Origin of the sequence: Bacteroides sp. CACC 737 (assembly GCF_013874375.1) — a bacterium.
GTDB classification, from domain to species: domain Bacteria; phylum Bacteroidota; class Bacteroidia; order Bacteroidales; family Bacteroidaceae; genus Bacteroides; species Bacteroides uniformis.
On sequence record NZ_CP059408.1, the window covers coordinates 4,005,154 to 4,031,505 of the forward strand.

The following is a 26,352-nucleotide window of genomic DNA, read 5'->3' on the forward strand; positions in this document are numbered from 1 at the left end:
CCGCTGTCGTTTTATATTTAGAGATAAGCATCGAACTTAGATGTTTTTCATTTTATTCTTGTACCTTTGCAACCTTATAATTCACTTAACTACAATCAATGAAGGAATTCCTACAACTGATGCGGCGCTTTGTGTCGCCTTACAAGAGATATATCGGTTGGGCAATCGTGCTCAATGTGCTGTCCGCTATATTCAACGTCTTTTCATTTACATTGTTAATCCCTATCCTTAACATCCTTTTCAAGACTGGGGCGAATACCGAGGTATATCACTTCATGGAGTGGGGAAGCGGCAGCCTGAAGGAAGTGGCGGTGAACAACTTCTACTACTACGTCACCCAGATGATTGAGACACACGGGCCGCAGATGACACTGCTGTTCATGGGGCTCTTCCTTGCTTTCATGACCATGCTGAAGACCTCCTGCTACTTCGGTTCTTCTGCTATAATGGTTCCTTTGCGTACGGGAGTAGTACGCGATATCCGTGTGATGGTCTATTCCAAAGTGATGCACTTGCCACTTGGTTTTTTCTCTGAAGAAAGAAAAGGGGACATCATTGCACGTATGAGCGGTGACGTAGGCGAAATTGAAAACTCCATTACCAGTTCACTGGATATGCTGCTCAAGAATCTTATCCTGATTCTGCTTTATTTTTCCACTTTGATTGTAACCAGTTGGCAGCTGACCTTGTTTACTGTCCTGGTATTGCCGGGTATGGGCTGGCTGATGGGAAAGGTCGGCAAGAAGCTGAAACGCAAGTCGCTGGAAGTCCAGGGGAAATGGAGCGACACGATGTCGCAACTGGAAGAGACGTTGGGCGGACTGCGCATCATCAAGGCTTTCATAGCCGAAGACAAGATGGTGGACCGTTTCAAACAATGTAGCAACGAGCTGCGTGATGCCACCAACAAGGTAGCCATCCGTCAGTCGTTGGCACATCCTATGAGCGAATTCCTCGGTACGTTGCTCATTGTATTGGTTCTGTGGTTTGGTGGTCTGCTTATTTTGGGCGATGGTACTTCCATGGAAGCTTCAACGTTCATTTTCTATATGGTGATTCTGTACAGTATCATCAATCCGTTGAAAGACTTTGCAAAGGCAGGATACAACATTCCAAAGGGTCTGGCATCCATGGAACGTGTGGACAAAATACTGAAAGCCGAGAACCCCATTAAGGAACCGGTAAACCCGTTGCCGCTGCACGGGATGAATGACCGGATTGAATTTAAGGACCTCTCCTTCAGTTACGACGGCAAGCGCGAAGTGTTGAAGCACGTCAATCTGATGGTGCCCAAAGGACAGACCATTGCACTTGTCGGTCAGTCCGGCTCCGGCAAGTCGACATTGGTGGATTTGCTGCCGCGCTATCACGATGTGCAGTTGGGTGAGATTACAATTGACGGTGTGAATATTAAGAATTTTCGCATCCACGACTTGCGTGCGTTGATAGGAAACGTGAACCAGGAGGCCATCCTGTTCAATGATACCTTCTTCAACAACATTGCTTTCGGTGTGGAAAATGCAACAATTGAGCAGGTGGTTGAAGCTGCAAAGATTGCCAATGCCCACGATTTCATCATGGAGACCGAGCTCGGTTATCAGACCAACATTGGCGACCGTGGCGGCAAGCTTTCCGGCGGACAGCGCCAGCGCATCAGTATTGCCCGTGCCATCCTGAAGAATCCACCCATCCTGATACTCGATGAGGCTACTTCCGCACTCGACACCGAAAGCGAACGCCTGGTGCAGGAGGCGCTGGAACGGCTAATGAAGACCCGTACCACGATTGCCATCGCCCACCGCCTTTCCACCATCAAGAATGCGGATGAAATTTGTGTACTCTATGAAGGTGAAATCGTGGAACGTGGTAAGCACGAGGAACTTCTCGAGAAGAACGGCTATTATAAGAGGCTGAATGATATGCAGTCTCTCTCATAGAAATAAAGTTCTGCGCACCTTGCTTCCATCCGCTTGTGCTATGTTGTTATGACTAAATAGGAAGTTAATCCATTGTAAGGCAATGTATTGATTTCGTGTATCCCTTCTTGTTGATACTTTGTAAATAGGAAGTTAATTTCCTGCAAACAGCATATTAATTCTTCTTTCTCTTCTATACTTCTTACGCAGAATTTATGATGTAGGTGGGTGTTGATGGCTACCGGCAGAGTGTTTCACGGCTGTTAGGCGATGATGAATAAAGGGCGTTCTTTTGCCTTTTACGCTTTTTTAATATCTGCTTGCTTCCATTCTATCACTAATTATCCTATTTTTGCAAAGAACACATACATAAACATTGCAAATATCATGAAAAAATTATACCCAATATCTACGACAACAGCTACTATGACTATTAGTCCAAGTACTCTTAATCATGTAATTCAATTGACCCCGATAATACTATAACTGTAAATATTTAATATTCGCTTACCATGAAAATAAAAGTTGGTTTGATAGGGTTCGGCAGAATGGGGCAAATGTATTGGGAGGAAATGCAGAAAAGCGGTCGATGGGACATCGCATATATCTGTGATACCGATCCGGCCTCCCGAGAATTGGCAAGAAACTTTTCCCCTTCATCCAGAATCATATCCGATGAACAAGAAATCTTTGACGACCAGAGTGTAGAAGCTGTTGGTCTTTTTGCATTGGCAAATTCCAGAAAAGAACAAATAGAGAAAGCTGTTCGAAGCCATAAGCACATCCTGACGGAGAAACCCATTGCCGATACCATTGACAAGGAATGGGAAATTGTGGACCTGATTGAAAAGTATGACCGCATTGCTGCTGTCAACCTTTATCTGCGCAACTCCTGGTATCACCAGGCTATGAAGCAGTTTATCGATGAAGGCGAAATTGGCGAACTGGCCATCTTGCGCATCTGCCACATGACTCCGGGATTGGCGCCGGGCGAGGGACACGAATATGAGGGTCCCGCCTACCACGACTGCGGCATGCACTACATAGACATTGCCCGCTGGTATGCCGACAGTGAATACAAGACCTGGCATGCGCAAGGCATGCGGATGTGGGACTATAAGGACCCTTGGTGGGTACAGTGCCACGGTACTTTCGAGAACGGCGTCGTGTTCGATGTCACACAAGGATTCGTCTACGGACAACTCTCCAGAAATCAGACTCATAATGCATATACGGACATTATCGGTACAAAAGGTATCGTGCGCATGACGCATGATTTCCGGACTGCCGTGGTGGAGCTTCACGGCGTGAACCGTACGCTTCGCCTGGAGAAACCGTTTGGTGGGAAGAACTTAGATAAACTATGCAATATTATGGCCGACTCCATCGAGAGCGGGAAACGCGATCCGAGATTGCCGCAAATGCGCGACTCAGCCATTGCTTCCCAATACGGATGGACTTTCCTGGAAGATGCGCGTCGTCACGACCTGCCCGGCATAGGCGACTTGCAGACACTGGAGGAAATCAGGGAGCGCCGGAGGCATATGAAGGAAGGTTATGGACTGCTCCGTCCGAAGAAGACGGTAGTCTGATGCCTACTGTAATGAGAAGTGTTTTAAAACTTAATTATATTAACCGATTTTAAAATCTAAAGAACCATGTCGAAATTTACAAGAAGAGAGTTTCTTAAGACCGGAGGTTTAGCTTTGGCGGGTCTTACCATTGCTCCAAGCAGCATTTTGGGTAAGAGTCACGGACACGTACCTCCCAGTGACCGTTTGAACATTGCTGCCGTAGGTATCGGTGGTATGGGACACACTAACATTAATCATGTGAAGGCTACGGAAAATATCGTGGCGCTGTGTGACGTAGACTGGCGCTACGCGAAAGGTGTGTTCGATGAGCTTCCCAATGCGAAGAAGTATTGGGATTATCGTAAGATGTACGATGAGATGGGCAAGGATATCGATGCCGTTATCATCGCTACGGCCGACCATACACATGCCATCATCACTGCTGATGCCATGACGATGGGCAAACATGTATATTGCCAGAAACCGTTGACGCACTCTGTATACGAGTCCCGTCTGCTTACCCGCCTGGCCGCTTCTACGGGAGTAGTTACTCAGATGGGTAACCAGGGTTCTTCGGACGAAGGTACCGACTTGGTATGCGAGTGGATATGGAACGGCGAAATCGGTGACGTGACAAAGGTGGAATGTGCTACCGACCGGCCCATCTGGCCGCAAGGATTGAATGTTCCCGAGAAGGAAGACCGCATTCCCAAAACTCTGAACTGGGATTTGTTCACCGGTCCTGCCAAGATGAATCCGTATAACGAAATCTATCATCCCTGGAACTGGCGCGGATGGTGGGATTATGGTACGGGTGCTTTGGGCGATATGGCTTGTCACATCCTGCACCAGCCGTTCAGAGCTTTGAAGTTGTTGTATCCTACCAAGGTAGAAGGTTCGTCTACATTGTTGCTCAATGCCTGCGCTCCGCAAGCACAGCACGTGAAGCTGACTTTCCCCGCACGTGAAAATATGCCGAAGGTGGCTATGCCCGAAGTGGAAGTTCACTGGTATGATGGTGGCATGATGCCCGACCGTCCGAAAGGCTTCCCCGAAGGAAAGCAACTGATGCAGAGCGGTGGCGGTCTGACTATCTTCCACGGAACGAAGGATACGCTGATTTGCGGTTGCTATGGACAGAACCCCTGGTTACTTTCTGGCCGCGTGCCCAATGCACCGAAGGTTTGCCGCCGTGTACCGAAGGCTATGAATGGCGGTCATGAGATGGACTGGGTACGTGCTTGTAAGGAAAGTCCTTCCAGCCGCGTAATGCCTAAGTCTGACTTCTCCGAAGCAGGACCGATGAACGAAATGGTGGCAATGGGTGTATTGGCCATCCGTCTGCAGGGCCTGAACAAGACACTGGAATGGGACGGAGCCAACATGCGCTTTACCAATATTGGCGACGACGAGACATTGCGTACAGTCATCAAGGACGGCTTCAAGATACACAACGGCCATCCAAGCTTCGACAAGACATGGACAGATCCGGTAAATGCCAAAGCTTTTGCAGAAGAGCTCATCAAGCATAACTACCGCGAAGGCTGGAAATTGCCTGATATGCCTAGATAAACATTAAAAGGGGCATCAGAACTTGTTTTCTGATGCTCATAAACGAATACTAATCATTTAATTTTTCAGATTATGAAGAAAATATATTATCCTTTGGCTTGTTGCCTTATCGGAGGTATGCTCGCCTCTTGCGGTGGCGGTGCAAAGAAATCGAACGCTACGGAAGAAGCCGCAGCTCCTACTACTACTGCGGTGTCTTACTCCAAGTCTTTGAAAGCGCCTGAAACGGACAGTCTGAATCTGCCGATTGATGCGGACGGTTATATTACTATTTTTGATGGAAAGAGCCTGGACGGATGGCGTGGATACGGTAAGGATAAAGTGCCTTCCAGGTGGATTATTGAGGATGGTTGCCTCAAATTCTGTGGAACCGGTACCGGTGAAGGACAGACCGGTGAAGGTGGTGACTTGATTTTCGCCCATAAGTTCAAGAATTTTGAGTTGGAACTGGAATGGAAAATTTCGAAAGGTGGTAACTCCGGTATCTTCTATCTGGCTCAGGAAGTTACTTCAAAGGATAAAGACGGCAACGAAGTGCTGGAACCCATCTATATCTCTGCTCCTGAATTCCAGGTGTTGGACAACGCCAATCATCCGGATGCCAAGCTGGGTAAGGACAACAACCGTCAGGCTGCTTCCTTGTATGATATGATTCCTGCTGTTCCGCAGAACGCCAAACCTTTCGGTGAATGGAATAAGGCCAAGATTATGGTATACAAAGGCACTGTAGTTCACGGACAGAACGATGAAAATGTACTGGAGTATCACTTGTGGACCAAGCAGTGGACTGATATGCTCCAAGCCAGCAAGTTCAGCGAAGAAAAATGGCCTTTGGCTTTTGAACTGTTGAACAACTGTGGTGGCGAAAACCATGAAGGCTTTATCGGTGTACAGGATCATGGTGATGATGTTTGGTACCGCAACATCCGTGTAAAGGTTCTCGACTGATTCCTTCTAAAAAGATAGTACTATGAGAATCAAACATATGATGATTTTGTCAGCACTGTGTTTATCCATGATGGCCACAAGCTGTAGCAGCCAGAGTAGGGAAACGACGCCGGAAACGACGAAAAAGGAAGTTGCCATACAGCTCTACTCTGTGAGGGACTTGGTGAAGGACGGCAGTAACCTCGACCAGATTCTGAAGGATTTGGCTGATATGGGCTATACCAGTGTGGAGGCCGCCAACTACAATGACGGTAAGTTCTACGGCAAGACTCCCCAGGAGTTCAAGCAGATGGTGGAAAAGAGCGGTATGACCGTGCTTTCTTCGCACACTACCCACGGGTTGTCGGACGAGGAACTGGCTTCGGGCGACTTTACGGAAGCCTTGAAATGGTGGGATCAGTGCATTGCTGCCCATAAGGAGGCCGGTATGGAGTATATCGTGACTCCGTATCTCTCCGTTCCCAAGACATTGAAAGATTTGCAGACCTACTGCGACTATTACAATGAAGTGGGCAAGCGCTGCCAGGCTGCCGGTTTGAAATACGGTTACCACAATCATGCCCATGAATTCCAGAAAGTGGAAGACAAGGAGCTGATGCTGGACTACATGCTGCAACACACCAATCCCGAATATGTATTCTTCCAGATGGACGTTTACTGGGTAGTGCGCGGCCAGAACAGCCCGGTGGATTACTTCAACAAGTATCCCGGACGCTTCACCATGCTCCATATCAAGGATCACCGCGAGATTGGGCAGAGTGGTATGGTAGGTTATGATGCTATCTTCAAGAATACGGATACTGCTGGCGTGCGCCACATCGTAGCTGAGATTGAGAAATACAGCTGCCCCGTAGAAGAGAGTGTGAAGCAGAGTCTTGACTACTTGCTTGATGCTCCTTTCGTGAAGGCATCGTATAGCAAATAAAACATGATGGCGGCTATTCATTCATAAGCTCGGCCGCATCATTTTCTTGACGCGGGCACAACCGGATGAAGAATCCAGGGTGCTCGCGTTTTTTTACTTCCTTCCGAAGTCGGCCGGAATTTCCCCCCATTGCTTTGTCTCCCATTTTAGGATGCGGGTGGTGTAGGTGTTTTCGCGCAACCACTTCTCCGCACGTTCTATTAGGTGGAAAAGCTCTTCGGTCTTGGCGTCACGCGGCAGTTTGGTTTTGCATTTTTTCTGTTTTATCCAGTTGATGGCGTTTACGCTGTCACTGTAGATGGGCATGTCGAAACCTTTCTGTTTCAACAAGGCAAGTCCGTGGACAATGGCGAGGAATTCGCCGATATTGTTGGTTCCATACATCGGCCCGAAGTGAAAGATTTCCTGACGGCTGGCGACGTGTACTCCCCGGTACTCCATGGCACCGGGATTTCCGCTGCAGGCGGCGTCTACGGCAAGGCTGTTTTCTGCGACGGCGGCAGGAAGGGGAGCGTCGGCGCCGGGAATAGTCTTGGCAGGAGAAGGGGCCGACCGCTTGATGTACGCGTACGGCGAAGAGGCAAAGGCTTTTTCCGCTTCCTCGCGTGATTCGAACGACTTGTATTTTGCTCCTTCGTAGCCTTTGGTCTGCAGTTGGCAGTCTGTCCAGGAAGTGTAGATACCCGGGCTGACTCCCGCCCATACGACGTAATATTTTTCTTTTTTCATAACTGCGGACAAAGGTAAAAAAGAAAATCCGAACAACTTAACTCTTTCATTTGTTTCTTTGTATGGCGGATATAAAATAAAGAAGAGAAGACTCAATAAAAAAAGAAAGGACAAAAAATGAAGAGAACATTTGCAGAGGCCATGGCGCATCGCCGTAGTTATTACTCTATCGGCAGCGATTCGCCAGTACTGGATGAAGAAATAGTACACATTATTCGTGAAGCCGTAAAGAATGTGCCGTCAGCTTTCAATTCACAGTCTACAAGAATTGTATTGCTGCTGGGCGACGAACATAAGAAATTGTGGAACATTGTGAAGGAAACCCTGAAAGCACGTATCTCTGCCGAGGCTTTTGCCAAGACGGAAGCCAAGATTGACGGCTGCTTTGCCAGCGGACACGGTACTGTGCTCTATTTTGAAGACACTTCTGTAGTCAAGAAGCTGCAGGAAGCATTCCCTTCCTATAAGGATAATTTCCCCACTTGGTCACAGCACACCTCCGCTATGCACCAGTTTGCCATCTGGACTATGCTGGAAGATATGGGGTTGGGCGCCTCCCTGCAACACTATAACCCCTTGATTGACGACGAGGTACGCCGCACCTGGAACCTGCCCGGCGACTGGATGATGATTGCACAGATGCCCTTCGGTACACCCACCGGTGAACCAGGAGAAAAGGAATTCGAAGATTTAAGCAAGCGTATCAAAATTTTTCTCTGATACAGAGGCGTTTTCAGCTTGGAATTGCTACCTTTGCAGGAAACCTGTAACTCGTAGCAGATATGATGCGTATTTTCTTGACCGGCTACATGGGAGCCGGTAAAACTACTTTAGGAAAGGCTTTTGCCCGCGAAATGAATGTGCCGTTCATTGATTTGGACTGGTACATCGAAGAACGTTTTCACAAATCAATCCGTGAATTGTTCACCGAGCGGGGAGAAGCCTCTTTTCGTGAATTGGAGCGAAACATGCTGCATGAAGTAGGGGAATTTGAGGATGTCGTGGTTTCTACCGGTGGCGGTACTCCTTGTTTTTTTGACAATATGGAGTATATGAACGGTTGCGGGCAGACGGTGTTCCTGGATGTACACCCCGATATTCTGTTCCGCCGGCTCCGGGTGGCGAAGCAGCAGCGCCCCATCCTGCAAGGCAAGACGGACGAAGATTTGCGCACCTTCATTGTGGAGGCGCTGGATAAGCGTGCGCCTTTCTACTCGCAGGCCCGTTATCGCTTTGATGCCGGTTATCTGGAGAGTCGCAGCCAGATTAGCGAATCCGTGCAACGGTTACGCCAACTTTTAGGACTTTAATCCCTTGTAAATGTGTATTTTTCAGTCCGATGAGCTGGATGTATTAGATTTATGTGTATTTTTGTCGCCCCTTTTATAAAACACACTATAGTGGGAAAATAGTAAATTGTAAATAGTCTAATAGTAAATGTACTGATGAGAAAATGGCGTATTGAAGATTCAGAAGAGCTGTACAACATAACTGGTTGGGGCACTTCGTACTTTAGTATCAATGACAAAGGTCATGTTGTGGTGACACCGCGTAAGGATGGGGTTGCCGTCGATTTAAAAGAGTTGGTGGACGAGTTGCAGTTGCGCGATGTAGCGGCTCCGGTATTGGTGCGTTTTCCCGATATTCTGGACAACCGAATCGAGAAGGTGTCCTGCTGCTTCAGACAGGCCGCCGATGAGTATGGGTATAAAGGAGAGAACTTTATTATCTATCCCATCAAAGTGAATCAGATGCGTCCTGTGGTGGAAGAGATGATTAACCATGGGAAGAAGTTCAATCTAGGTCTGGAAGCGGGTTCAAAGCCGGAGTTGCATGCTGTGATAGGGGTCAATACAGACCCGGACTCCCTCGTGGTCTGTAACGGATATAAGGACGAGAGCTTCATTGAATTGGCACTGTTGGCGCAGAAAATGGGCAAACGCATTTTTCTTGTTGTAGAGAAACTTAATGAGTTGAATCTTATTGCCAAGATGGCGAAGCAATTGAAAGTGAAACCCAACATTGGAATTCGCATAAAATTGGCTTCCAGTGGAAGTGGCAAATGGGAAGAAAGTGGGGGAGATGCCAGCAAGTTCGGACTGACATCCAGTGAACTGCTTGAAGCGCTGGACTTCCTGGAGAAAAAGGACATGAAGGACTGTCTGAAGCTGATACATTTCCATATCGGCAGTCAGATAACCAAGATACGCCGCATCAAGAATGCCTTGCGTGAAGCTTCGCAATTCTTTGTGCAGCTGAACAAGATGGGATTCAACATCGAATTCGTGGATACCGGTGGCGGTATGGGAGTTGATTATGACGGTACACGTTCTTCAAGCAGCGAAAGCTCCGTCAACTATTCCATCCAGGAATATGTCAACGATGTGGTGTCGACATTTGTTGATGCTGCCAACAAACACGGCTTTCCTCATCCCAATATCATTACCGAAACGGGACGTAGCTTGACTGCCCATCACTCCGTGCTTATCTTTGAAGTACTGGAAACGGCTTCCCTGCCCGAAATGGATGACGACTGGGAACCGGGAGAGGATGCCCACGAACTGGTGAAGGAACTGTATGACATCTGGGACAACCTGAGTCAGCGCAGCATGCTGGAACCCTGGCACGATGCACAGCAGATACGCGAAGAGGCACTCGACCTTTTCAGTCATGGCATCGTCGACTTGAATACGCGCGCGCAGATAGAGAAACTCTATTGGAGTATCTGCCGCGAAATTAACTCCATTGCCAGCGGCATGAAGCATTGCCCCGAGGAATTCCGCAAGTTGAGCAAGCTGCTTGCCGACAAGTATTTCTGTAATTTTTCGCTGTTCCAGTCATTGCCCGATTCCTGGGCCATCGACCAGATGTTCCCCATCATGCCCATACAGCGGCTGGATGAAAGACCCGACCGCGAGGCTACTTTGCAGGATATGACTTGCGACTCTGACGGTAAAATAGCTAATTTCGTCAGCTCGCGTGCCGATACGACGACCCTGCCGCTGCACTCGTTGCGCGACAAGGAGCACTATTATCTGGCGGTTTTCCTCGTAGGGGCCTATCAGGAGATTCTGGGAGATATGCACAATCTGTTCGGTGATACGAATGCTGTGCATGTGTCTGTCAATTCCAAAGGCTACACCATTGACCAACTGATTGATGGAGAGACGGTGGCAGAGGTGCTGGACTACGTGCAATATAATCCTAAGAAACTGGTACGTACGCTGGAAACTTGGGTGACGCAATCCGTCAAGGAAGGGCGTATCTCTGTGGAAGAAGGAAAGGAATTCTTGTCTAATTACCGTTCCGGACTGTACGGATATACTTATTTGGAATAAAATGGAGAAACTGACTGTAATAAAGGTGGGTGGCAAGATTGTAGAAGAGGAAGCCACCCTCTATAAGTTATTGGATGACTTTGCAGCCATCGAAGGCTACAAGGTCTTGGTACATGGAGGCGGACGCTCAGCTACGAAGCTCGCCGCCCAACTGGGGATTGAAAGCAAAATGGTGAATGGCCGTCGTATCACTGATGCCGAAACGCTGAAAGTGGTAACAATGGTGTATGGCGGGCTGGTGAATAAGAATATCGTCGCTGGCTTGCAGGCGCGCGGTGTCAATGCACTGGGCTTGACGGGAGCCGATATGGATGTAATCCGTTCGGTTAAGCGTCCCGTGAAGGAGGTGGACTATGGGTTTGTGGGCGATGTGAAGCAGGTGAATGCTGCTTTTTTGGCAGACCTCATTCATAAGGGTGTGGTTCCCGTGATGGCTCCGCTGACGCACGATGGAGAGGGGCACATGCTGAATACGAATGCCGACACCATTGCCGGAGAGAGTGCCAAGGCTTTGGCGGGCTTGTTCGATGTTACTTTGGTATTCTGCTTTGAGAAGAAAGGGGTGCTGCGTGACGAGAACGACGATGATAGCGTGATTCCACAGATAACACCGGAGGAATTCAAGCAATATGTAGCAGATGGAGTGATTCAAGGTGGCATGATTCCAAAATTGGAGAACTCTTTCGAGGCGTTGAATGCGGGTGTGTCCGAAGTCGTAATCACTTTAGCATCAGCCATCAACGGGAACAGTGGAACCCGTATCCGAAAATAATTCAAAAAAAACGGCAATAGGCTGTAACTTTCTGAATACTTAACCGTCAATTTATTAGAGATGCAAGAACTCAGCTTTCGCAATGACATTCTCCCGCTGAAGGATAAGCTTTTTCGGTTAGCCTTAAGAATTACGTTTGATAGGGCAGAGGCAGAGGACGTTGTGCAGGAAACGCTGATAAGGGTTTGGAACAAGCGTGACGAGTGGTCGCAGTTTGGTTCTATTGAAGCCTATTGCTTGACTGTGGCAAGAAATCTGGCGATAGACCGTAGCGAGCGAAAAGACTCCCGTACCGTGGAGCTACTCCCCGAAATGGAGCAAGTCTCCGATGCATCGAGCCCTTACGAAAAGCTGGTGAACAAGGAACGGATGGCGTTGATACATCGGTTGATGAGCAAGCTTCCCGAAAAACAGCGGTTGATTATGCAGCTTAGGGATGTGGAAGGTAAGAGCTATAAAGAAATAGCAGCGGTCCTGAACTTGACCGAGGAGCAGGTAAAAGTGAACCTCTTCAGGGCGCGGCAAAAAGTAAAACAAACGTTTATTGATATAGAAGGTTATGGACTCTAAATATATAGAACAACTCTTGGAACGCTACTGGCAGTGCGAAACTTCTTTGGAAGAGGAAGCATGCCTGCGTGCTTTCTTTAGCGGTAACGATGTTCCCGGACACTTGCTTCGCTACAAGGACTTGTTCGTATATCAGCAGCTTCAGCAGGAAGTGCATTTGGGTGAGGATTTTGATGCCCGGGTACTTGCCGAAGTGGAAGTTCCGGTGGTCAAGGCAAAGCGCATGACATTGACCGCACGTTTCATGCCGTTGTTCAAAGCCGCTGCAGTAGTGGCAGTGGTCCTTTCTATGGGGAATGTGATGCAACATTCATTTTTCTCGGATGTAGAGGAGGTGGCCGCAGCCGATACTATCGGTAAACAGATTTCCGCACCGTCGGTAGCTCTTTCGGGAGATGTGCCCGTGTCTCATGAAAAGCAGGTAATGGATAGCCTGCGTCGGGTGGACAAGGATCTGGAAATCAGTGAATAGATATTTTCATTTGCTTTTAAAATAACATTTTCATTTGCTTTAAACATAATAGTTAGTGTGCTTTATTAAAACAACTTGAGGCTGTGAAGTTTCAATTCTCTCAAAATCTTATAAAAACTAACTAAAATAGAAGGGACGCTGCGTGATGCAGCGTCCCTTTATTGTTTGTACGCCCAGCATGGGTGGATGCACAAAGAACGAAGAACTTCCTCGCGGGAGTCCTTCGTCATCTTTATAGGTAATTATTTGAGAGAGAATTTAGTTTAGGTTCATTAATCTTAAAGTCTATATTTTCCAATGTTAAAGCTTATACAGTCCTTTTTTCGGATAGTCCAGTTCAGGATTACCCTTGTAGCCCACACTGCCGCTTCCGCTAGTGCGTACTTTTAGGAAATCTGTGGCATGGCACTTGATGTCGCCTGAACCGGCAACACTGGCGGATGCTTTCTTGGCAACGAAATCGGAAGCAAACAAATCACCCGAACCTGCCACGCTGTATTCAGCTTCTTGGGTGCTGCCGCTCAGGATGGCGGTACCCGAACCGGCAACGGATGCTTTGGTGAAGTTAGTCGTTACGTTGTTCAGCTTCATGTCACCTGAACCTGCAACGGATACTTGGAGGTCATTGCAAGTGATGTCGCTGCTGTTGATGTCTCCTGAGCCTGCGATGGAAATATCGAGGTCTGTGCAAGAGATGTTGTTCCCATTGATGTCACCCGAACCTGCCACAGAGATTTTGAGGTTGTCTGTCTTCAGTCCGTTTTTCAGTTCCACGTCTCCCGAACCTGCAACAGCAATGCCGTTCAACTTTTCTGCGGACACACGTACTTCCAGTTTATTATAGGATACGTTGACATTCTTCTTGAAGCCGATGTAGAGGGTATTGTCCTTGACACGGATATCCAGTAAGTCTACAATGTTGTCCGAGGTGTATACTTCCACTGTCGGTTTGCCGGACTTCTGTGTGTAGGTCACGTCGGGGCTGCCGGCTACACTCAGCTTGGTGAAGTTGTCCACTTTTATGTCTTTGGTTACATAGTTCTTGCTTGCCTTGACTGTTTTGCTGCCGAAGCCTCCGGAACGGTATGTGTGTTGTTGTGAACAAGCGGTTGTACTGAATGCCAATAAGGCGATTGCGATAAATGTTGTTAGAGCTTTCATATTCTTTTGTTTTTTGTGATTTAGTGTTTATTAGTTAGACGTGAACTGCCTTGAAAAAGTTGCATGTAGAAATGCTTTTTTCAAAAGAAACCAGTTCAGCATACTTTAATCAATTATTGTGCCATAAGTGTAAAATGTTGATTGTTAAAGGATAGCCATTTTTGTGCAGTGTTCATTATCGGACACTCCGTCCGCTTTTGTCAGGTATTTGCTTGCGTTTTTGGATGATTCTTTGTTCATTTGCAAAGCCTCTTCCCACCCCTTTCCTATGGGAGAGGCTTTGATTTATGACAGTAAACTGCATTGTAGAAGATAAAGAGCTTGGCCCTTTGTTTGTCCGGGTCAATGCCCGGGCACGGCGTCTTACTTTCCGTACAAAGGAAGATGGAATTTACGTGACTGTGCCTCCCCGGACTTCTCTTGCCGAGATAGAGAATGCCATCGAGCAGCTTCGTCCGCGTCTGAAGGCTGCCAGACAGAAGCAGGTCAGAAAGCTGATTGATTTGGATTACCGCATTGATACGGAGTTCTTTAAACTGACATTGGTCAGCGGACAACGGGAACGGTTCTTGTCTCGTTCGGAATTGGGGGAAATGCAGATAATCTGTCCTCCTGATGCCGATTTCTCGGATGAGAAGCTGCAGGCTTGGCTGCGCAAGGTAATAGAGGAAGCTTTACGGCGAAATGCGAAAATTGTTCTTCCGCCCCGTTTGTATATGCTTTCCATGCAGCACAACCTTCCTTACAAGAGTGTGAAGATAAATTCCAGCAGTGGGCGTTGGGGAAGCTGTTCGGCACAAGGCAATATCAACCTTTCCTATTATCTGGTACTTCTTCCCAAGCATCTGATAGACTACGTGCTATTACATGAACTGGCACATACCCGCGAGATGAATCACGGGGAGCGTTTCTGGAATTTGCTCGATCGGATGACTGATGGAAAGGCACAAGCATTGAGGGCGGAGCTTCGGAAATATCAAACGAAAATAAATGATTAGAGATTAGTGTGGGTGTATCACAGTAAGTAGTTCCTTGTTTTGCAGACAGTGATACTGCAAAAGGTATGCAGTATCGCTGCAGTGTTACTGCTGGAGTTGTGTAATGTCTTTGCAGTGGCTATTGGTAAGCCAGAAAACAGCTTGTCGACTCCGAAGTATGAGAGCAAAATGCCTCACGACTTTTTATTCTTAATTTTTTGCCAGCTGCTTTACCTCTTCCCCTTCCTTCTCGAACCGGTATTCGCCCCCTTTTTCGCTTAGCTCAAATAAGGAAAGCTTTTCAGTTGCATTGTTTACAATCATGAGTGCGTTTTGTTCGGCAAAACGTTTCACTTCGATGGTGAAAGGTTCTTCTGCAATAGTGCGGTTCACCAGTAGGCTGTCGTTGATGAATATGGAAGTGGAATCTCCGGCAAATCCTTTCGTCAGTGTGATGGTGTATGTCTCGATGAAGTTGCGTTCTCCTTCTTTCCGTTGTTGCAGCCTCATGCTCATGTAGACAAAGATGACAACTACAAAAATCACGGCGAAAGCAAGGATTCCGTTGCCTATCATAAACTGTTTGTTGGTGTTCAGTCGGTGTGCCATGGATAAAAAAGTTTTTTAAGAATGGTACAAATGTAATGAATAAATTTGAACCGACCGGCTTTTTACTTGCTGTATTCGCTCGGCGTCGCTCCAAACTGTTTTTTGAAACTGGTCGAGAAATGGGACAGTGTACTGAATCCCGTCATGTCCGCTATCTCTGAGATGGTATATTTCCCTTCCTTTATTAATTCGGCTGCACGGTTCAGCTTGTAGGTCTTGAAGAATACGCTGGGGTTCTCACCCGTCAGCCCCTTTACCTTATAATAGAACTTGGTACGGGAGATTTTCAGTAGCTCGGTCATGCGTGCCACGTCCAGCTCCGGATTGGAGAGTTCGTTCTCCATCAGGTGGTAAAGCTCGGTCATGAAAGTGTTGTCCTGCGGCGAAAGCACATTTCCCTCAATCTTATCCGTTTGGGTGGACTGGCTTAGGAGGCTGCGCACTTTCTCGCGGTTTTTCAGTTGGGATTTGATAAGCGCCAACAGGTAGTTGGGCTCGAAAGGTTTCGTCACGTAGGCATCTGCACCGGTATTCAGACCTTCCACCTGATTCTTTACAGTAGCTTTGGCCGTTACCAGTATCACGGGGATGTGGCATAGTTGCAAGTCCTCTTTTATCTGGCGACAGAGGTCGTAACCGTTTCTTCCGGGCATCACTACATCACTCAGTACGAGGTTGGGCGCTTCTTCGTTCATGGCTTTGAAGGCGCTGTCGGCATCGAAGCGGCAGACGATTTTGTAGATGGGAGAAAGCAGGGCTTTCAGGTAGTGGGCCACTTCCGTATCGTCGTCTACTACCAGAAGAGTTTGCTTTTGCTGCCGGATGCTCTCTGTATTTTCCAGTTGATATTGTTCTTCCGTTTGTATCGGAAATGCCTTGTTCTGTTCCTCTTCGGGGAGAGTGCATTCTTCGGGGGTATAAGAGAGGTCATTCACCGGTAGCAGTAGGGTGAAGACGGCTCCGTTTCCTTCGGTACGGTTGCCGGCTTTCAGATAGCCATGATGCAGCAGCGCCAGGCTACGGGCATAGTACAGACCGATACCGGTTCCCCAGTTATAGGTACCTTTGGATTGATTGTCCAGTTGGTAATAGCGTTCGAATACTTTCTCCAACTGTTCCTCGGGGATTCCGTGGCCACTGTCTGCCACGGCAACTTTGACGTACTGTGTGTCAATGTCTTTGTCCGTCAGCGTAAAGAGGCGTGCAGCCTCTTCGCGGGTAATGACGTCGAAGCACAGTTCCACTTTTCCGCCGTTCGGAGTGAACTTCAAGGCGTTTGAAAGTAGGTTTCCTACAATCTTGTCCAGCTTGTCCACGTCCAGCCACATGAGGAAAGTATCCTCCAGGCCATAAGTGTTCAGTGCGATGCCTTTCTCGTTGGCGTTGATGCGGAAAATGTCTACAAAACGTTGCAGTTGCGAGATGATATCGGTTCGTTTCACTCGCAGCTTCAGGGTGTCGTTCTCCAGCTTGTTGAAGTCCATCAGCTGGTTCACCAGACGGAGCATGCGCCCCACACTGCGTTGTACGATGTAAAGCAGTTGTTTGTTTTCTCCCTCTATTTGGGGACTTTCGCAAAGTTGTGTTACCGGACCCGAAATCATGGTGAGTGGGGTGCGGAACTCGTGCGAGATGTTGGCAAAGAAACTCATGTTCATGCGGTTCACCCGTTGTTCCTGCTCCTTCTCAAGTTTGGCGCGTCGGGCGGTTTCTTTTTCCTGCTTAATGCGTAGCCAGGCACGGATGAAGATACCGATGATGGCGGCGGCAATGAGCAGATAGGTGCACCATGCCCACCATGTTTGCCAAGGGGCGGGCTTTACGATGACGCGTATGGAATTCTCCCTTTCTACAATGCTCTTGTCGTTATTGGTTATTTTAACTTTGAAAGTGTAGATACCGGCAGGCAGATTGGCATAGTAGGCCTCTCGGTTGTTGCGGGCATCAATCCAATATTTGTCGAAACCATCCATCTTGTAATAATAATGTACGCGTTCGTATTCGCAGTAGTCCAGTGCGGCAAAGGAGATGCTGAAACCATTCTGATTGTGGTCCAGGCAGATGTCCGGCCGGTAGGAGAGGTGCTTGTCTACACTTTTGCTGTCTTGTGGGCGTGCCAACCGGTTGTGTATCTTCAAATCCTCGAAGAGCAGTGGAATTTCCCGTTTGGTACTTACGTCCATAGGGTTGAAGAAAGTCAGCCCGTGCGTACCGCCAAAAACCAGTGTCCCGTCGGGCAGGCGGCATGAAGAATGGTCGTAAAACTGATTGCCGCCTATGCCGTCGGCGGCATAGTAGTTGGTAAATTTCCCTACGGTGCGGTCATATTTGCCCAGCCCGTATTGTGTGCCTGTCCATATATTGCCTTGTGCATCTTCCTCAATGCAAGAGATGTCCCGGCAGGGTGTACCCTCTATGGTCTCGATTTTTCCGGTGGCGGCAGAATAGTGCAGCAGTCCGTTGCTGACGGTTCCAATCCATACATCTCCACGACTGTCTTCGAAGATGTCGGTAGGGATGAATACTGAACGTTGGATACAAGCTTGCCAGTCGGTGTTCTCGAATGGTACTTCAGCGCTTTCCCAATTGTCGGGATTGATTTGCATAACTGGGTTCATGAAGGCAGTGGCCCACATCTTTCCGTTGTTGAGTGGAAGGAGTCCGGGTATGAAGGTTCCTGTCCAGGAAAATACTTGTGTTTGGACAAATTCTTTTTCTTCACGCCTTTTGGCATAAAGTTTAGGGCTGTATGTACCCACCCAAATTGTTCCACGGCTATCTTGTGCAAACGACAGCGGTAGGAAGATGTCATGAATAGCCTCTGTCTTCAGTATGCCGTTTTTATAGCTGCATTTCATCACCTTGCTCGCATAGAGGGCTGCCAGCCAGATGTAGCCCTCGTCATCTACGAATACGCGTGTGATGTCCGGTTTGTCGGTAGCGCTTTTCCCCGGAAGTCTAGGCTGGTCCACTTCTTTCACTTCGTGGCTGTCCATGTTGTAAACGTACAGCCCGTCTATCATGGTGGCCATCCAGAGATTTCGCTCCTTGTCCACTGCCACGGACAGCACTGACTTCCGGTTCAGGTATGAGCTGAGATGGTTGTTGGTGTTGAAACGTTCTTTGTAGTTATAGCGCACGACATACCCTTGGTCTACAGAGCCTATCCATAGGTTTTTCTGTGAGTCGGTAAACATGGTGCTTATCTTGAAGTGAGGTACTTCGAAGGGAAAACCGTTTTCGCTTTGATGTATCATGTATTCTTCCACGTAGTTGTAGAGGAACATTCCTTGTTGGTCGGTATTCAGTAGCAGGCTGTTGCTGCCGTAGGGATGGATGTAGTTGACGTTGGCATGCAGCAGCAACGGATGGCTTCGGAGGGCTTGGGGTGTTTCCTTGAATTTGTGCGTATGTGTGTCGTACAGTGCTATCTGGCGGTTTCCTGCCAGCCATAGGATTCCGTTAGCCTGCATGAAGAAGTAGGTGGGAGAAAAGCCCTGCATTGGGATGGAGTCTTCCAGCGCCAGTGTGGAGGAGTTGTAGCGGCGCAGAGACAGCGGGGTCACTGCCCACAGTTTGTTGCTCTGGTCTATGAAACAGCGGTTGTTGAAGGTATAGTTCGGGTCAAATATCTTGATGGGTACGTCAAATTTGTGTGTTTGTGGATTATATACGGCAAGGCTGTGCATCATGTTCAGAAAAATCTTTCCGTCTTTGTTCTCGAATATTTGGATGCCGTTTTTATTAGGGAAGTCCAGTGGCATATTTTGGAAATTATCCTTGTCTGTGTATAGGCTAGTCCCATTTACGGTTACTACCCACAACCGGCCTTGTGAATCGCGGAAGAGGTCGTTGATTTGATTATCGGGTATATCCAGTGAGTCATCCGTACAGTAATACTGATGATATTCGTGTACATTATATTTGTTTACCCCTCGTGAAGTTCCTATCCAAATGTGTCCTTGTGCATCTTCGGCAAAGGCGGTGACCTTCTGGTTGGAGAGGTCATTGGTGATGACAGGGCTTTCGATGCTGCCTTCCGGTGTGGGCTTTGTGTCCGACGGATTGCATGCGGTGATTAAACACAATAGAAGTAAATATTTAATGTATTTCATAATATATAGTGTAGACTAAAAGCATTGGCATGTGCCATCTTTTTGTTTTGGCATTACGATGCGAAAATACTCATAAAAATTGAGAGAGAGACTGCCGGAGAGCATGTTTTGAACAAATCTGCAAACATTTGAACATTGGAGAAAGCTGTTTTGAACATCGGGGAAAGCCGTTTGGATAACGTAGAAAATCCTTTTGGGGAGAATGTGCTAATATTGCAATCATAAAAACATAAAACTAATACATAATATGAAAAAGCAATTCTTGTCAGTGTTAGCATTCTCCGCCATCCTACTTTCCTCGTGCGGAGGGACAGCTAAAATGGAGAGAGTACCTGCTTGCGGGCAGAAGGGGGAGATAACGGCTTCCTCTACGGTTGCTGTTGCCGAAACCGAATCGGGCAAAGTAGCCGGATATGTGGAGAACGGTATCTATATATATAAAGGTATTCCGTATGCCAAAGCCGAACGTTTTATGCCGCCCATGGCAGTTGACAAATGGGAAGGTGTCCGCAGCAGTCGTGCCTACGGCCCTACTTGTCCGCAAGGCAAGCGCATGGGATGGTACAGCGACGAACAGGCGTTTGCCTTCAACTGGGATGACGGTTATCCTGACGAGAATTGTCTGCGGGTGAATATCTGGACACCGGGACTGAAAGACGGGAAGAAACGCCCCGTCATGGTGTGGCTGCATGGTGGAGGTTATTCCGCCGGCAGTGGTCAGGAGCTTCCTTCGTATGACGGAACAAATCTGGCAAAGAAAGGGGATGCAGTGGTTGTGACACTGAATCATCGTCTCAACGTCCTGGGTTTTCTCGACCTTTCCGCCTATGGTGATAAATATGCAAAATCGGGCAATGCCGGACTGCTTGACTTGGTGGCTGCACTGCAATGGGTGAATAAGAATATAGAATCTTTTGGCGGAGATGCCCGGAATGTTACCATTTTCGGTCAGTCCGGTGGGGGAGGCAAGGTCTCTACGTTGCTTGCCACACCGTCGGCGAGAGGCTTGTTCCATAAAGCCATTGTACAAAGCGGATCTATGCTTCGTACGATGGAGCAAAAGTATTCTCGTCGCATTGGCAGTGCGGTTATGGAGGAGCTGGGACTGAATGCTTCGCAGATAGATGAATTACAGAAAGTACCTTACGACAAATTGCTTGCCGCAGGCGAAAAGGCCGTTGCCAAAATGCGTGTAGAGGCTGATAAAGAAGGAGTGGCTTCTTTTATCTTTGGCTGGGCTCCCACGGTAGATGGCGATGTGCTGCCAGCACAGCCTTTCGACCCTCAGGCTCCGGTGCAAAGCAAGGACATTCCGGTGATGATAGGCACTACCCTGCACGAGTTTACCGCAAGCACTTACTTCCCGCCTTTGCGGAGCATGACGAAGGAGCAGGTTGTGGAGCAGATTAAAAAGAAATATGGTGAACGTACGGATGATTTTCTGAAAGCTTTTGAGCAGGCCTACCCCGGTTATCAGCCCAAGGACCTGGTGGATGTGGACTTCATTTTCCGCCCTGGCGCAGTGGAGCAGGCCAAACTGAAGTCGGCACAGCAAGGTGCACCGGTCTATATGTATATGTTTGCTTGGGAATCGCCCGTGATGGACGGAATACTCCGCAGCACGCATTGTATGGAGATTCCTTTTGTGTTCAACAATGTCGTGCGTCATGCTTCGATGACCGGAGGCGGAAAGGCGGCACAAGTGCTGGCGGACAAGATGAGCAGTGCGTGGCTGAACTTTGCCCGTACGGGGAATCCCAATACTGAAGGTTTGCCCGAGTGGGAACCTTATACAGCTGATAAGGGAGCAACGATGATTTTCGATAATGATTGTGGCATGAAGTACAATCATGACAAGGAACTGCTTGAGGTGGTGATGGCCTTTCCGGTACGCGGTTTCTGATGCAGGTATCCGATGAAGAATGAATATAACCCTTTTATTAATAAATCTAATTAACAACTAATGAAAAGCATTATGAGAAACAATGCAGTGAAAAGGCTGGCGATGTCAGCACTTTTCCTTTTGGCTGGGATGCCTTTCCTGCTGGCACAGAACCAGATAAAGGTGTCGGGTAAAGTGACAGATGACCTGAAGGAGTCTATGATTGGTGTAAGTGTATTCGAAAAAGGTACAACGAACGGTGTGATTACCGACTTGGATGGTAACTATATGCTGTCCGTCAAGGAGGGTGCTGTTATCGTTTATTCCTATATCGGCTACGTTACACAAGAGAAGAAAGCCGTGCCTGGAGTGATGAATGTCACATTGAAGGAAGATACCAAGACATTGGACGAAGTGGTGGTAGTGGGCTACGGTGTACAGAAGAAGAGCTCCGTTACGGGTGCCATTTCCCAGGTGAAAACCGAGGATATGCAGAATCGTACCATTAGTAATGCGCCTGCTGCCTTGCAGGGCAAGACTGCTGGTGTGCAGGTTATCCAGACCTCTGCCGCACCGGGCTCCTCGCCTACGGTACGTGTGCGCGGCTACTCGTCCAATGTGTCCTCCAATCCGCTTTATGTGGTGGATGGTGTCCGCCTATCCGACATTAGTGGCATTGATCCTAATGATATTGCCTCCATGGAAGTGCTGAAAGACGCCGCTTCTGCTGCCATCTACGGTGCTGAGGCCGGCAATGGTGTGGTACTTATTACCACGAAAAAAGGTAAGTCCGGCCAAGGTAAAATTACGTACGATTTCCAATTCTCCTCCCAGTCACTGGCACGTGTACCCAAGATGCTGAGTGCTGAACAGTACATAGACTACATGGTAGAGGCGAATACCTTCACGGAAGATTATCTGTTACAGAATTGGGACGGTGTGACCAATACGGCCTGGACTGATGTAGCTTTTGAAAACAGTCGCATGCAGAAGCATAACATTGCGTTTACTAATGGCAGTGACAGAGGGAACTATTATCTCTCCCTGACCTATCTGGACGATAATGGTATCGTGAAAGGTAATGCCGATACTTATAAGCGCTTGACTGCTACTATCAACTCTGAATATGAAATCAAGCCATGGCTGAAAGTGGGAACCACCAACCAGATAGAAAAATACAACGTACGGAGTGTCTCCACCAATAATGAGTATGGCAGCTTGCTGACTTCCATATTGCAGCTCGACCCGCTGACTCCGGATACTTATACATACGAAAACCTGCCCACCCATATGCTGACCGCCCTGAATAGTGGCAAGCACTTGTTGCAGGATGACAATGGAAACTATTATGCTGTTTCCAAATTTTTTGCAGGTGAGCAATATCATCCTATGATTATGCGTGACAATAACATTGGTAAGAACAGTGGTTTTAACGTAAACGGTTCTGTGTATGCGGACTTCAAGCCTTTCAAGGGATTCACTTTTACTTCCCGTTTCGGTTACCGCTTGTCTGGTACCCGTAGCTCTACAACAGACCTTCCTTTCTATGGCAATGCCACGCAAAGCCGTGACTATGTCGGTCAAAGTAATACTTCGTCAACTACTATTTATTATCAGTGGGAGAACTTTGCCAATTATATGAAGACCTTCGGACAGCATACGGTGACGGCCATGGTGGGTATGTCATATCAGGAATCCACTTATGACTACGTAAACGGCAGTCTTTCTCCCAATGAAGAGGATGCACTGAAAAAAAATGATCCGTTGTTCTACTATTTGAATTATGCTTCAGCTTCTGCCATTAAAGGGGTGGGTGGTGAGAAGACGCGTTCAGCCAAGCTCTCTTATTTCGGCCGTGTAGGTTATGAGTTTGCAGGACGTTATTTGTTGCAGGCATCTCTACGTGCAGACGCAGCCGACCTTTCTCTGCTTCCTGCCACGAACCGTTGGGGGTATTTCCCCGCAGTATCCGTAGGGTGGACGGTTTCCGAAGAAAAGTTCTTTGCACCTCTGAAGGATCATGTCAGCAGTCTGAAACTGCGTGCCAGTTGGGGACAGAATGGTAGTTTGGCTGCATTGAGCGGATATGCTTATAGTACTGACATGGCATTGGGAGGCCTTTATCCTTTTGTAATGGGGAATTCGTACATTACCAGTGCTGCTCCTTCCACAATGGGCAACGATGAGTTGAAGTGGGAAACCTCCGAACAAATAAATGTGGGTATCGATGCACGTTTTTTGAATGACCGTCTGACCTTCAGTATGGATTATTTCGATAAAAAAACGAAAGACCTGCTGGTGTCCGGCACTACTCCATCATTGATTATCGGTGGTTCAACCTCTCCGATGAATGCCGGTAATGTAAGCAATAAAGGCTGGGAGTTCGAGTTGGGATGGAGGGACCGTATCGGTAGTTTCAACTATGGTGTGCGTGCTAATCTTGCAACTCTGAAAAACAAAGTAACCTATATAGACCCATCCATCACCCGTCTTTCGGGCGTGAATTTCCACACCAGTACCATTACTTATTTTGAGGAGGGATATCCGGTATACTATTTCCGTGGATACAAGTTCAAAGGCGTTGACCCGACAACCGGTGATCCCACATTCTATGACTTGGATGAGAGCGGTGACCTGAATGATGGTGACTTGGCATATATCGGTGATGCCATTCCTGACTTTACTTATGGTATTACTTTGACAGCCGGATGGAAAGGCTTTGACTTGACTGTGTTCGGAACGGGCTCGCAAGGTAATGACATTTTTAATTGTATCAACCGGCCTGACTTTGCCGCTTCCAATAAAATGAAAGAGGTGTTTTATGACAATCGTTGGACAGCTTCCAATCCCAATGGGTCGGTACCCCGTGCCGGTGCCACCAATATGGATAAATATCAGATTTCTGATGCATTGGTCTATGACGGTTCTTTCTTCAAAATCAAGCAGATTCAGCTGGGATACACATTCCCAAAGAATTGGATGAAAAAACTTTGTGTCGGTAATCTTCGCATCTATGGTTCTTTGGATGACTTCTTCACGTTCACCAAGTACCCGGGCTTTGATCCAGAAGCTGCTGCCAATTCTACTTCAGGTATGGGAATCGACAAAGGCTCTTATCCTTGTTCCAAAAAAGTGGTGTTAGGCTTTAACATTGAATTTTAATAAACCTCAAATTGATACTGATAATGAAAACTAAATATGTTTATATACTGATGCTGGGGTTACTCTCCGTATTCAGTACCGGTTGTGAAGATCGCCTTGATATAGCAAAACATGGAAATATGGGTAGTCAGGAAGATTTTTATAAGACTGATGACGATGCCATACAAGCTTTGGCTTCTCTGTATAGTAGTTGGGGAGGCAATTACTATAACTGGTTTTTCACAAAGAATCTGTTGGCCGATGATGTTTGGGCTGGAGGTGGCTCGCGGGGTGACAACTCTCAAATGGAACAGTTGAATGAATATACATTTGACACGGACCATGGCATGGTACAGGGGCTGTATTCGGGTATGTACGGCATAATTTATAAGTCGAATCTGATTATTGATTTGTTGGAGCCGGATACGGAAGTCAAGAAACGTGCTGTTGCCGAAGCCAGGTTTTTCCGTGCATGGTCGAATTTTGAACTGGTCACTCTGTTTGGTACGGCTCCGGTGGTGGACCATTTGTTGACTCCGGGAGAATATCGCCTCGGCAACAGTACGCCGGAGGTTATGTGGGCATTGATAGAGAGCGATTTGACGGAGGCTATAAATTCTAATGCGCTTCCTTCCAAATCGGATGTAAACGACAGTGAGACGGGTATTCGGATTACGAAAGAGGTGGCGCAGGCCATGTTGGGTAAAGCTTATTTGTTTCAAGGGAAGTATGGCGATGCTGCCGGTATTCTGGATGAAGTCATAGAGTCTGGTAAATACGCGCTCTATACGGGTGATTATGATAAACTGCTGCACGTTGCTGCCAATGGCTGTTGCGAGTCTATGTTGGAAGTGCAGAAACGCAATGACTCTGAGCAGGCCTGGAACCAGATGACAATGACCTTCATTATGCAGGGGTGGCGTACGGAAAAACTGACACTGAGTAGCGAGGCCTCTTCCTACATTGCTACGGGTACTTATGGTTTCATGAATCCGACAAAGGATTTATATGAAGCTTTTGTTGCCATGGAAGGTGAAAATGGCTATCGTTTGAACAGCTCCATCCGTACGGCTGCCCAATTGGAGAATCTTGGTATTTCTTTGCAGGCAGGAGCGAACCTGGTGGGACACGAGGGGTATTTTATGTGGAAGAACCGTGCTCTGAAAGAGGACTGTGTATATGATGCTTCCTACTTTCAAGCCTTGCAGTACATTAACCTGCGCGTGATGCGTTATGCTGAAGTGTTGTTGCTGGCTGCTGAAGCACATGTGCAGAATGGCAATAGCGGTAAAGCATTGGAATACGTCAACCAGATACGTTCCCGTGCCCAACTGAACGGTCTGACTTCTGTAACATTGGATGATGTGAAGAAAGAAAAACGTCTGGAACTTTGTCTGGAGAGTGTACGCTTTCAGGATTTGGTGCGTTGGGGCGATGCCGAAACAGTAATGGCCAATCAGGGTAAAGAAATACCGAGCTATTCTTCCAAGGGTACGGAATTCCAGTACCGGAATTCCACTTATGGCTTCAAACCGAAGCATAAGTTGTTGCCTATACCGCGCAAGGAGCTTGAACTGAATCCGAATATGGTGCAGAATGAAAATTGGTAGGAAAAGAAACTGATATATATCATGACAAAAGAAATCATAAG

Annotated in this window: 19 protein-coding genes; 15 read left to right on the plus strand and 4 right to left on the minus strand. The window is 47.6% G+C overall.

The window, feature by feature from the left end; translation table 11 throughout:
* The first annotated feature begins 98 nt into the window (after positions 1 to 98).
* The 5 genes from H1A11_RS16595 to H1A11_RS16615 all read left to right on the plus strand — a co-directional run bounded on the left by H1A11_RS16595 (position 99) and on the right by H1A11_RS16615 (position 6,935).
* The gene (locus H1A11_RS16595; protein ID WP_181757467.1) at positions 99 to 1,937 is read left to right on the plus strand and encodes an ABC transporter ATP-binding protein; all 1,839 of its coding nucleotides are present in this window, start codon (positions 99 to 101) and stop codon (positions 1,935 to 1,937) included.
* 491 nt (positions 1,938 to 2,428) lie between these two features.
* Positions 2,429 to 3,508 carry a Gfo/Idh/MocA family protein gene (locus H1A11_RS16600; RefSeq protein WP_138345713.1) on the plus strand — a complete coding sequence of 360 codons (1,080 nt, stop codon included), beginning with the start codon at positions 2,429 to 2,431 and terminating at the stop codon, positions 3,506 to 3,508.
* A 66-nt stretch (positions 3,509 to 3,574) separates the two neighbouring features.
* Complete coding sequence (locus H1A11_RS16605) at positions 3,575 to 5,062, plus strand: Gfo/Idh/MocA family protein (protein WP_005825899.1); 1,488 nt, start codon at positions 3,575 to 3,577, stop codon at positions 5,060 to 5,062.
* Positions 5,063 to 5,134: 72 nt separating this feature from the next.
* The gene (locus tag H1A11_RS16610) at positions 5,135 to 6,010 is read left to right on the plus strand and encodes a DUF1080 domain-containing protein (RefSeq protein WP_117599803.1); all 876 of its coding nucleotides are present in this window, start codon (positions 5,135 to 5,137) and stop codon (positions 6,008 to 6,010) included.
* 22 nt (positions 6,011 to 6,032) lie between these two features.
* A complete protein-coding gene (locus H1A11_RS16615) occupies positions 6,033 to 6,935 on the plus strand; it encodes a sugar phosphate isomerase/epimerase (RefSeq protein WP_117599802.1) in 903 nt (300 codons plus the stop codon).
* Between the two features lie 93 nt (positions 6,936 to 7,028).
* Here H1A11_RS16615 and H1A11_RS16620 read toward each other — a convergent pair whose 3' ends face one another.
* Complete coding sequence (locus H1A11_RS16620) at positions 7,029 to 7,664, minus strand: viroplasmin family protein (RefSeq protein WP_034525485.1); 636 nt, start codon at positions 7,662 to 7,664, stop codon at positions 7,029 to 7,031.
* Positions 7,665 to 7,781: 117 nt separating this feature from the next.
* On the opposite strand from H1A11_RS16620, the gene H1A11_RS16625 reads away from it, so the two are divergent.
* From H1A11_RS16625 to H1A11_RS16650, 6 genes are all read left to right on the plus strand, one after another.
* Positions 7,782 to 8,384: a nitroreductase family protein gene (locus H1A11_RS16625; protein ID WP_117964278.1), complete on the plus strand. Its 603-nt coding sequence runs from the start codon at positions 7,782 to 7,784 to the stop codon at positions 8,382 to 8,384.
* 62 nt (positions 8,385 to 8,446) lie between these two features.
* A complete protein-coding gene (locus tag H1A11_RS16630; RefSeq protein WP_117599800.1) occupies positions 8,447 to 8,974 on the plus strand; it encodes a shikimate kinase in 528 nt (175 codons plus the stop codon).
* Positions 8,975 to 9,109: 135 nt separating this feature from the next.
* The gene (gene speA, locus H1A11_RS16635) at positions 9,110 to 11,002 is read left to right on the plus strand and encodes a biosynthetic arginine decarboxylase (protein ID WP_117599799.1); all 1,893 of its coding nucleotides are present in this window, start codon (positions 9,110 to 9,112) and stop codon (positions 11,000 to 11,002) included.
* A gap of 1 nt (position 11,003) precedes the next feature.
* Complete coding sequence (gene argB, locus H1A11_RS16640; RefSeq protein WP_181757468.1) at positions 11,004 to 11,774, plus strand: acetylglutamate kinase; 771 nt, start codon at positions 11,004 to 11,006, stop codon at positions 11,772 to 11,774.
* A gap of 60 nt (positions 11,775 to 11,834) precedes the next feature.
* Positions 11,835 to 12,344, plus strand: a complete 510-nt coding sequence (locus H1A11_RS16645; protein WP_117599797.1) for an RNA polymerase sigma factor — start codon at positions 11,835 to 11,837, stop codon at positions 12,342 to 12,344.
* Positions 12,334 to 12,816, plus strand: coding sequence for a hypothetical protein (locus tag H1A11_RS16650; RefSeq protein ID WP_117866448.1), 483 nt, complete (start codon positions 12,334 to 12,336; stop codon positions 12,814 to 12,816). The genes H1A11_RS16645 and H1A11_RS16650 overlap by 11 nt, the downstream gene beginning before the upstream one ends.
* Before the next feature lie 300 nt (positions 12,817 to 13,116).
* On the opposite strand, the gene H1A11_RS16655 is transcribed toward H1A11_RS16650, so the two are convergent.
* Positions 13,117 to 13,977 (minus strand): head GIN domain-containing protein, encoded by an 861-nt coding sequence (locus H1A11_RS16655; protein WP_181757469.1) that lies wholly within the window; start codon positions 13,975 to 13,977, stop codon positions 13,117 to 13,119.
* A 287-nt stretch (positions 13,978 to 14,264) separates the two neighbouring features.
* Between H1A11_RS16655 and H1A11_RS16660 the strand changes: the two genes are divergently transcribed.
* On the plus strand, positions 14,265 to 14,975 hold the full coding sequence (locus tag H1A11_RS16660) for a SprT family zinc-dependent metalloprotease (RefSeq protein WP_181757470.1): 711 nt from the start codon (positions 14,265 to 14,267) through the stop codon (positions 14,973 to 14,975).
* Positions 14,976 to 15,164: 189 nt separating this feature from the next.
* On the opposite strand, the gene H1A11_RS16665 is transcribed toward H1A11_RS16660, so the two are convergent.
* Together H1A11_RS16665 and H1A11_RS16670 are read right to left on the minus strand one after the other, a co-directional pair.
* The gene (locus H1A11_RS16665) at positions 15,165 to 15,563 is read right to left on the minus strand and encodes a hypothetical protein (protein ID WP_005825862.1); all 399 of its coding nucleotides are present in this window, start codon (positions 15,561 to 15,563) and stop codon (positions 15,165 to 15,167) included.
* 62 nt (positions 15,564 to 15,625) lie between these two features.
* Positions 15,626 to 19,678, minus strand: coding sequence for a hybrid sensor histidine kinase/response regulator transcription factor (locus H1A11_RS16670; RefSeq protein ID WP_181757471.1), 4,053 nt, complete (start codon positions 19,676 to 19,678; stop codon positions 15,626 to 15,628).
* Between the two features lie 247 nt (positions 19,679 to 19,925).
* On the opposite strand from H1A11_RS16670, the gene H1A11_RS16675 reads away from it, so the two are divergent.
* The 3 genes from H1A11_RS16675 to H1A11_RS16685 all read left to right on the plus strand — a co-directional run bounded on the left by H1A11_RS16675 (position 19,926) and on the right by H1A11_RS16685 (position 26,311).
* Positions 19,926 to 21,581, plus strand: coding sequence for a carboxylesterase/lipase family protein (locus H1A11_RS16675; protein ID WP_181757472.1), 1,656 nt, complete (start codon positions 19,926 to 19,928; stop codon positions 21,579 to 21,581).
* 72 nt (positions 21,582 to 21,653) lie between these two features.
* Positions 21,654 to 24,722 carry a TonB-dependent receptor gene (locus tag H1A11_RS16680; protein WP_252195263.1) on the plus strand — a complete coding sequence of 1,023 codons (3,069 nt, stop codon included), beginning with the start codon at positions 21,654 to 21,656 and terminating at the stop codon, positions 24,720 to 24,722.
* A 23-nt stretch (positions 24,723 to 24,745) separates the two neighbouring features.
* Positions 24,746 to 26,311 (plus strand): RagB/SusD family nutrient uptake outer membrane protein, encoded by a 1,566-nt coding sequence (locus H1A11_RS16685; protein ID WP_119961729.1) that lies wholly within the window; start codon positions 24,746 to 24,748, stop codon positions 26,309 to 26,311.
* The last annotated feature ends 41 nt before the right edge of the window (positions 26,312 to 26,352 follow it).

Bases quoted from the DNA above. Each gene is read 5' to 3' on its own strand.
- H1A11_RS16595 (WP_181757467.1), top strand. From the start codon at position 99: ATGAAGGAATTCCTACAACTGATGCGGCGCTTTGTGTCGCCTTACAAG.
- H1A11_RS16600 (WP_138345713.1), top strand. From the start codon at position 2,429: ATGAAAATAAAAGTTGGTTTGATAGGGTTCGGCAGAATGGGGCAAATG.
- H1A11_RS16605 (WP_005825899.1), top strand. From the start codon at position 3,575: ATGTCGAAATTTACAAGAAGAGAGTTTCTTAAGACCGGAGGTTTAGCT.
- H1A11_RS16610 (WP_117599803.1), top strand. From the start codon at position 5,135: ATGAAGAAAATATATTATCCTTTGGCTTGTTGCCTTATCGGAGGTATG.
- H1A11_RS16615 (WP_117599802.1), top strand. From the start codon at position 6,033: ATGAGAATCAAACATATGATGATTTTGTCAGCACTGTGTTTATCCATG.
- H1A11_RS16620 (WP_034525485.1), bottom strand. From the start codon at position 7,664: ATGAAAAAAGAAAAATATTACGTCGTATGGGCGGGAGTCAGCCCGGGT.
- H1A11_RS16625 (WP_117964278.1), top strand. From the start codon at position 7,782: ATGAAGAGAACATTTGCAGAGGCCATGGCGCATCGCCGTAGTTATTAC.
- H1A11_RS16630 (WP_117599800.1), top strand. From the start codon at position 8,447: ATGATGCGTATTTTCTTGACCGGCTACATGGGAGCCGGTAAAACTACT.
- speA (WP_117599799.1), top strand. From the start codon at position 9,110: ATGAGAAAATGGCGTATTGAAGATTCAGAAGAGCTGTACAACATAACT.
- argB (WP_181757468.1), top strand. From the start codon at position 11,004: ATGGAGAAACTGACTGTAATAAAGGTGGGTGGCAAGATTGTAGAAGAG.
- H1A11_RS16645 (WP_117599797.1), top strand. From the start codon at position 11,835: ATGCAAGAACTCAGCTTTCGCAATGACATTCTCCCGCTGAAGGATAAG.
- H1A11_RS16650 (WP_117866448.1), top strand. From the start codon at position 12,334: ATGGACTCTAAATATATAGAACAACTCTTGGAACGCTACTGGCAGTGC.
- H1A11_RS16655 (WP_181757469.1), bottom strand. From the start codon at position 13,977: ATGAAAGCTCTAACAACATTTATCGCAATCGCCTTATTGGCATTCAGT.
- H1A11_RS16660 (WP_181757470.1), top strand. From the start codon at position 14,265: ATGACAGTAAACTGCATTGTAGAAGATAAAGAGCTTGGCCCTTTGTTT.
- H1A11_RS16665 (WP_005825862.1), bottom strand. From the start codon at position 15,563: ATGGCACACCGACTGAACACCAACAAACAGTTTATGATAGGCAACGGA.
- H1A11_RS16670 (WP_181757471.1), bottom strand. From the start codon at position 19,678: ATGAAATACATTAAATATTTACTTCTATTGTGTTTAATCACCGCATGC.
- H1A11_RS16675 (WP_181757472.1), top strand. From the start codon at position 19,926: ATGAAAAAGCAATTCTTGTCAGTGTTAGCATTCTCCGCCATCCTACTT.
- H1A11_RS16680 (WP_252195263.1), top strand. From the start codon at position 21,654: ATGAGAAACAATGCAGTGAAAAGGCTGGCGATGTCAGCACTTTTCCTT.
- H1A11_RS16685 (WP_119961729.1), top strand. From the start codon at position 24,746: ATGAAAACTAAATATGTTTATATACTGATGCTGGGGTTACTCTCCGTA.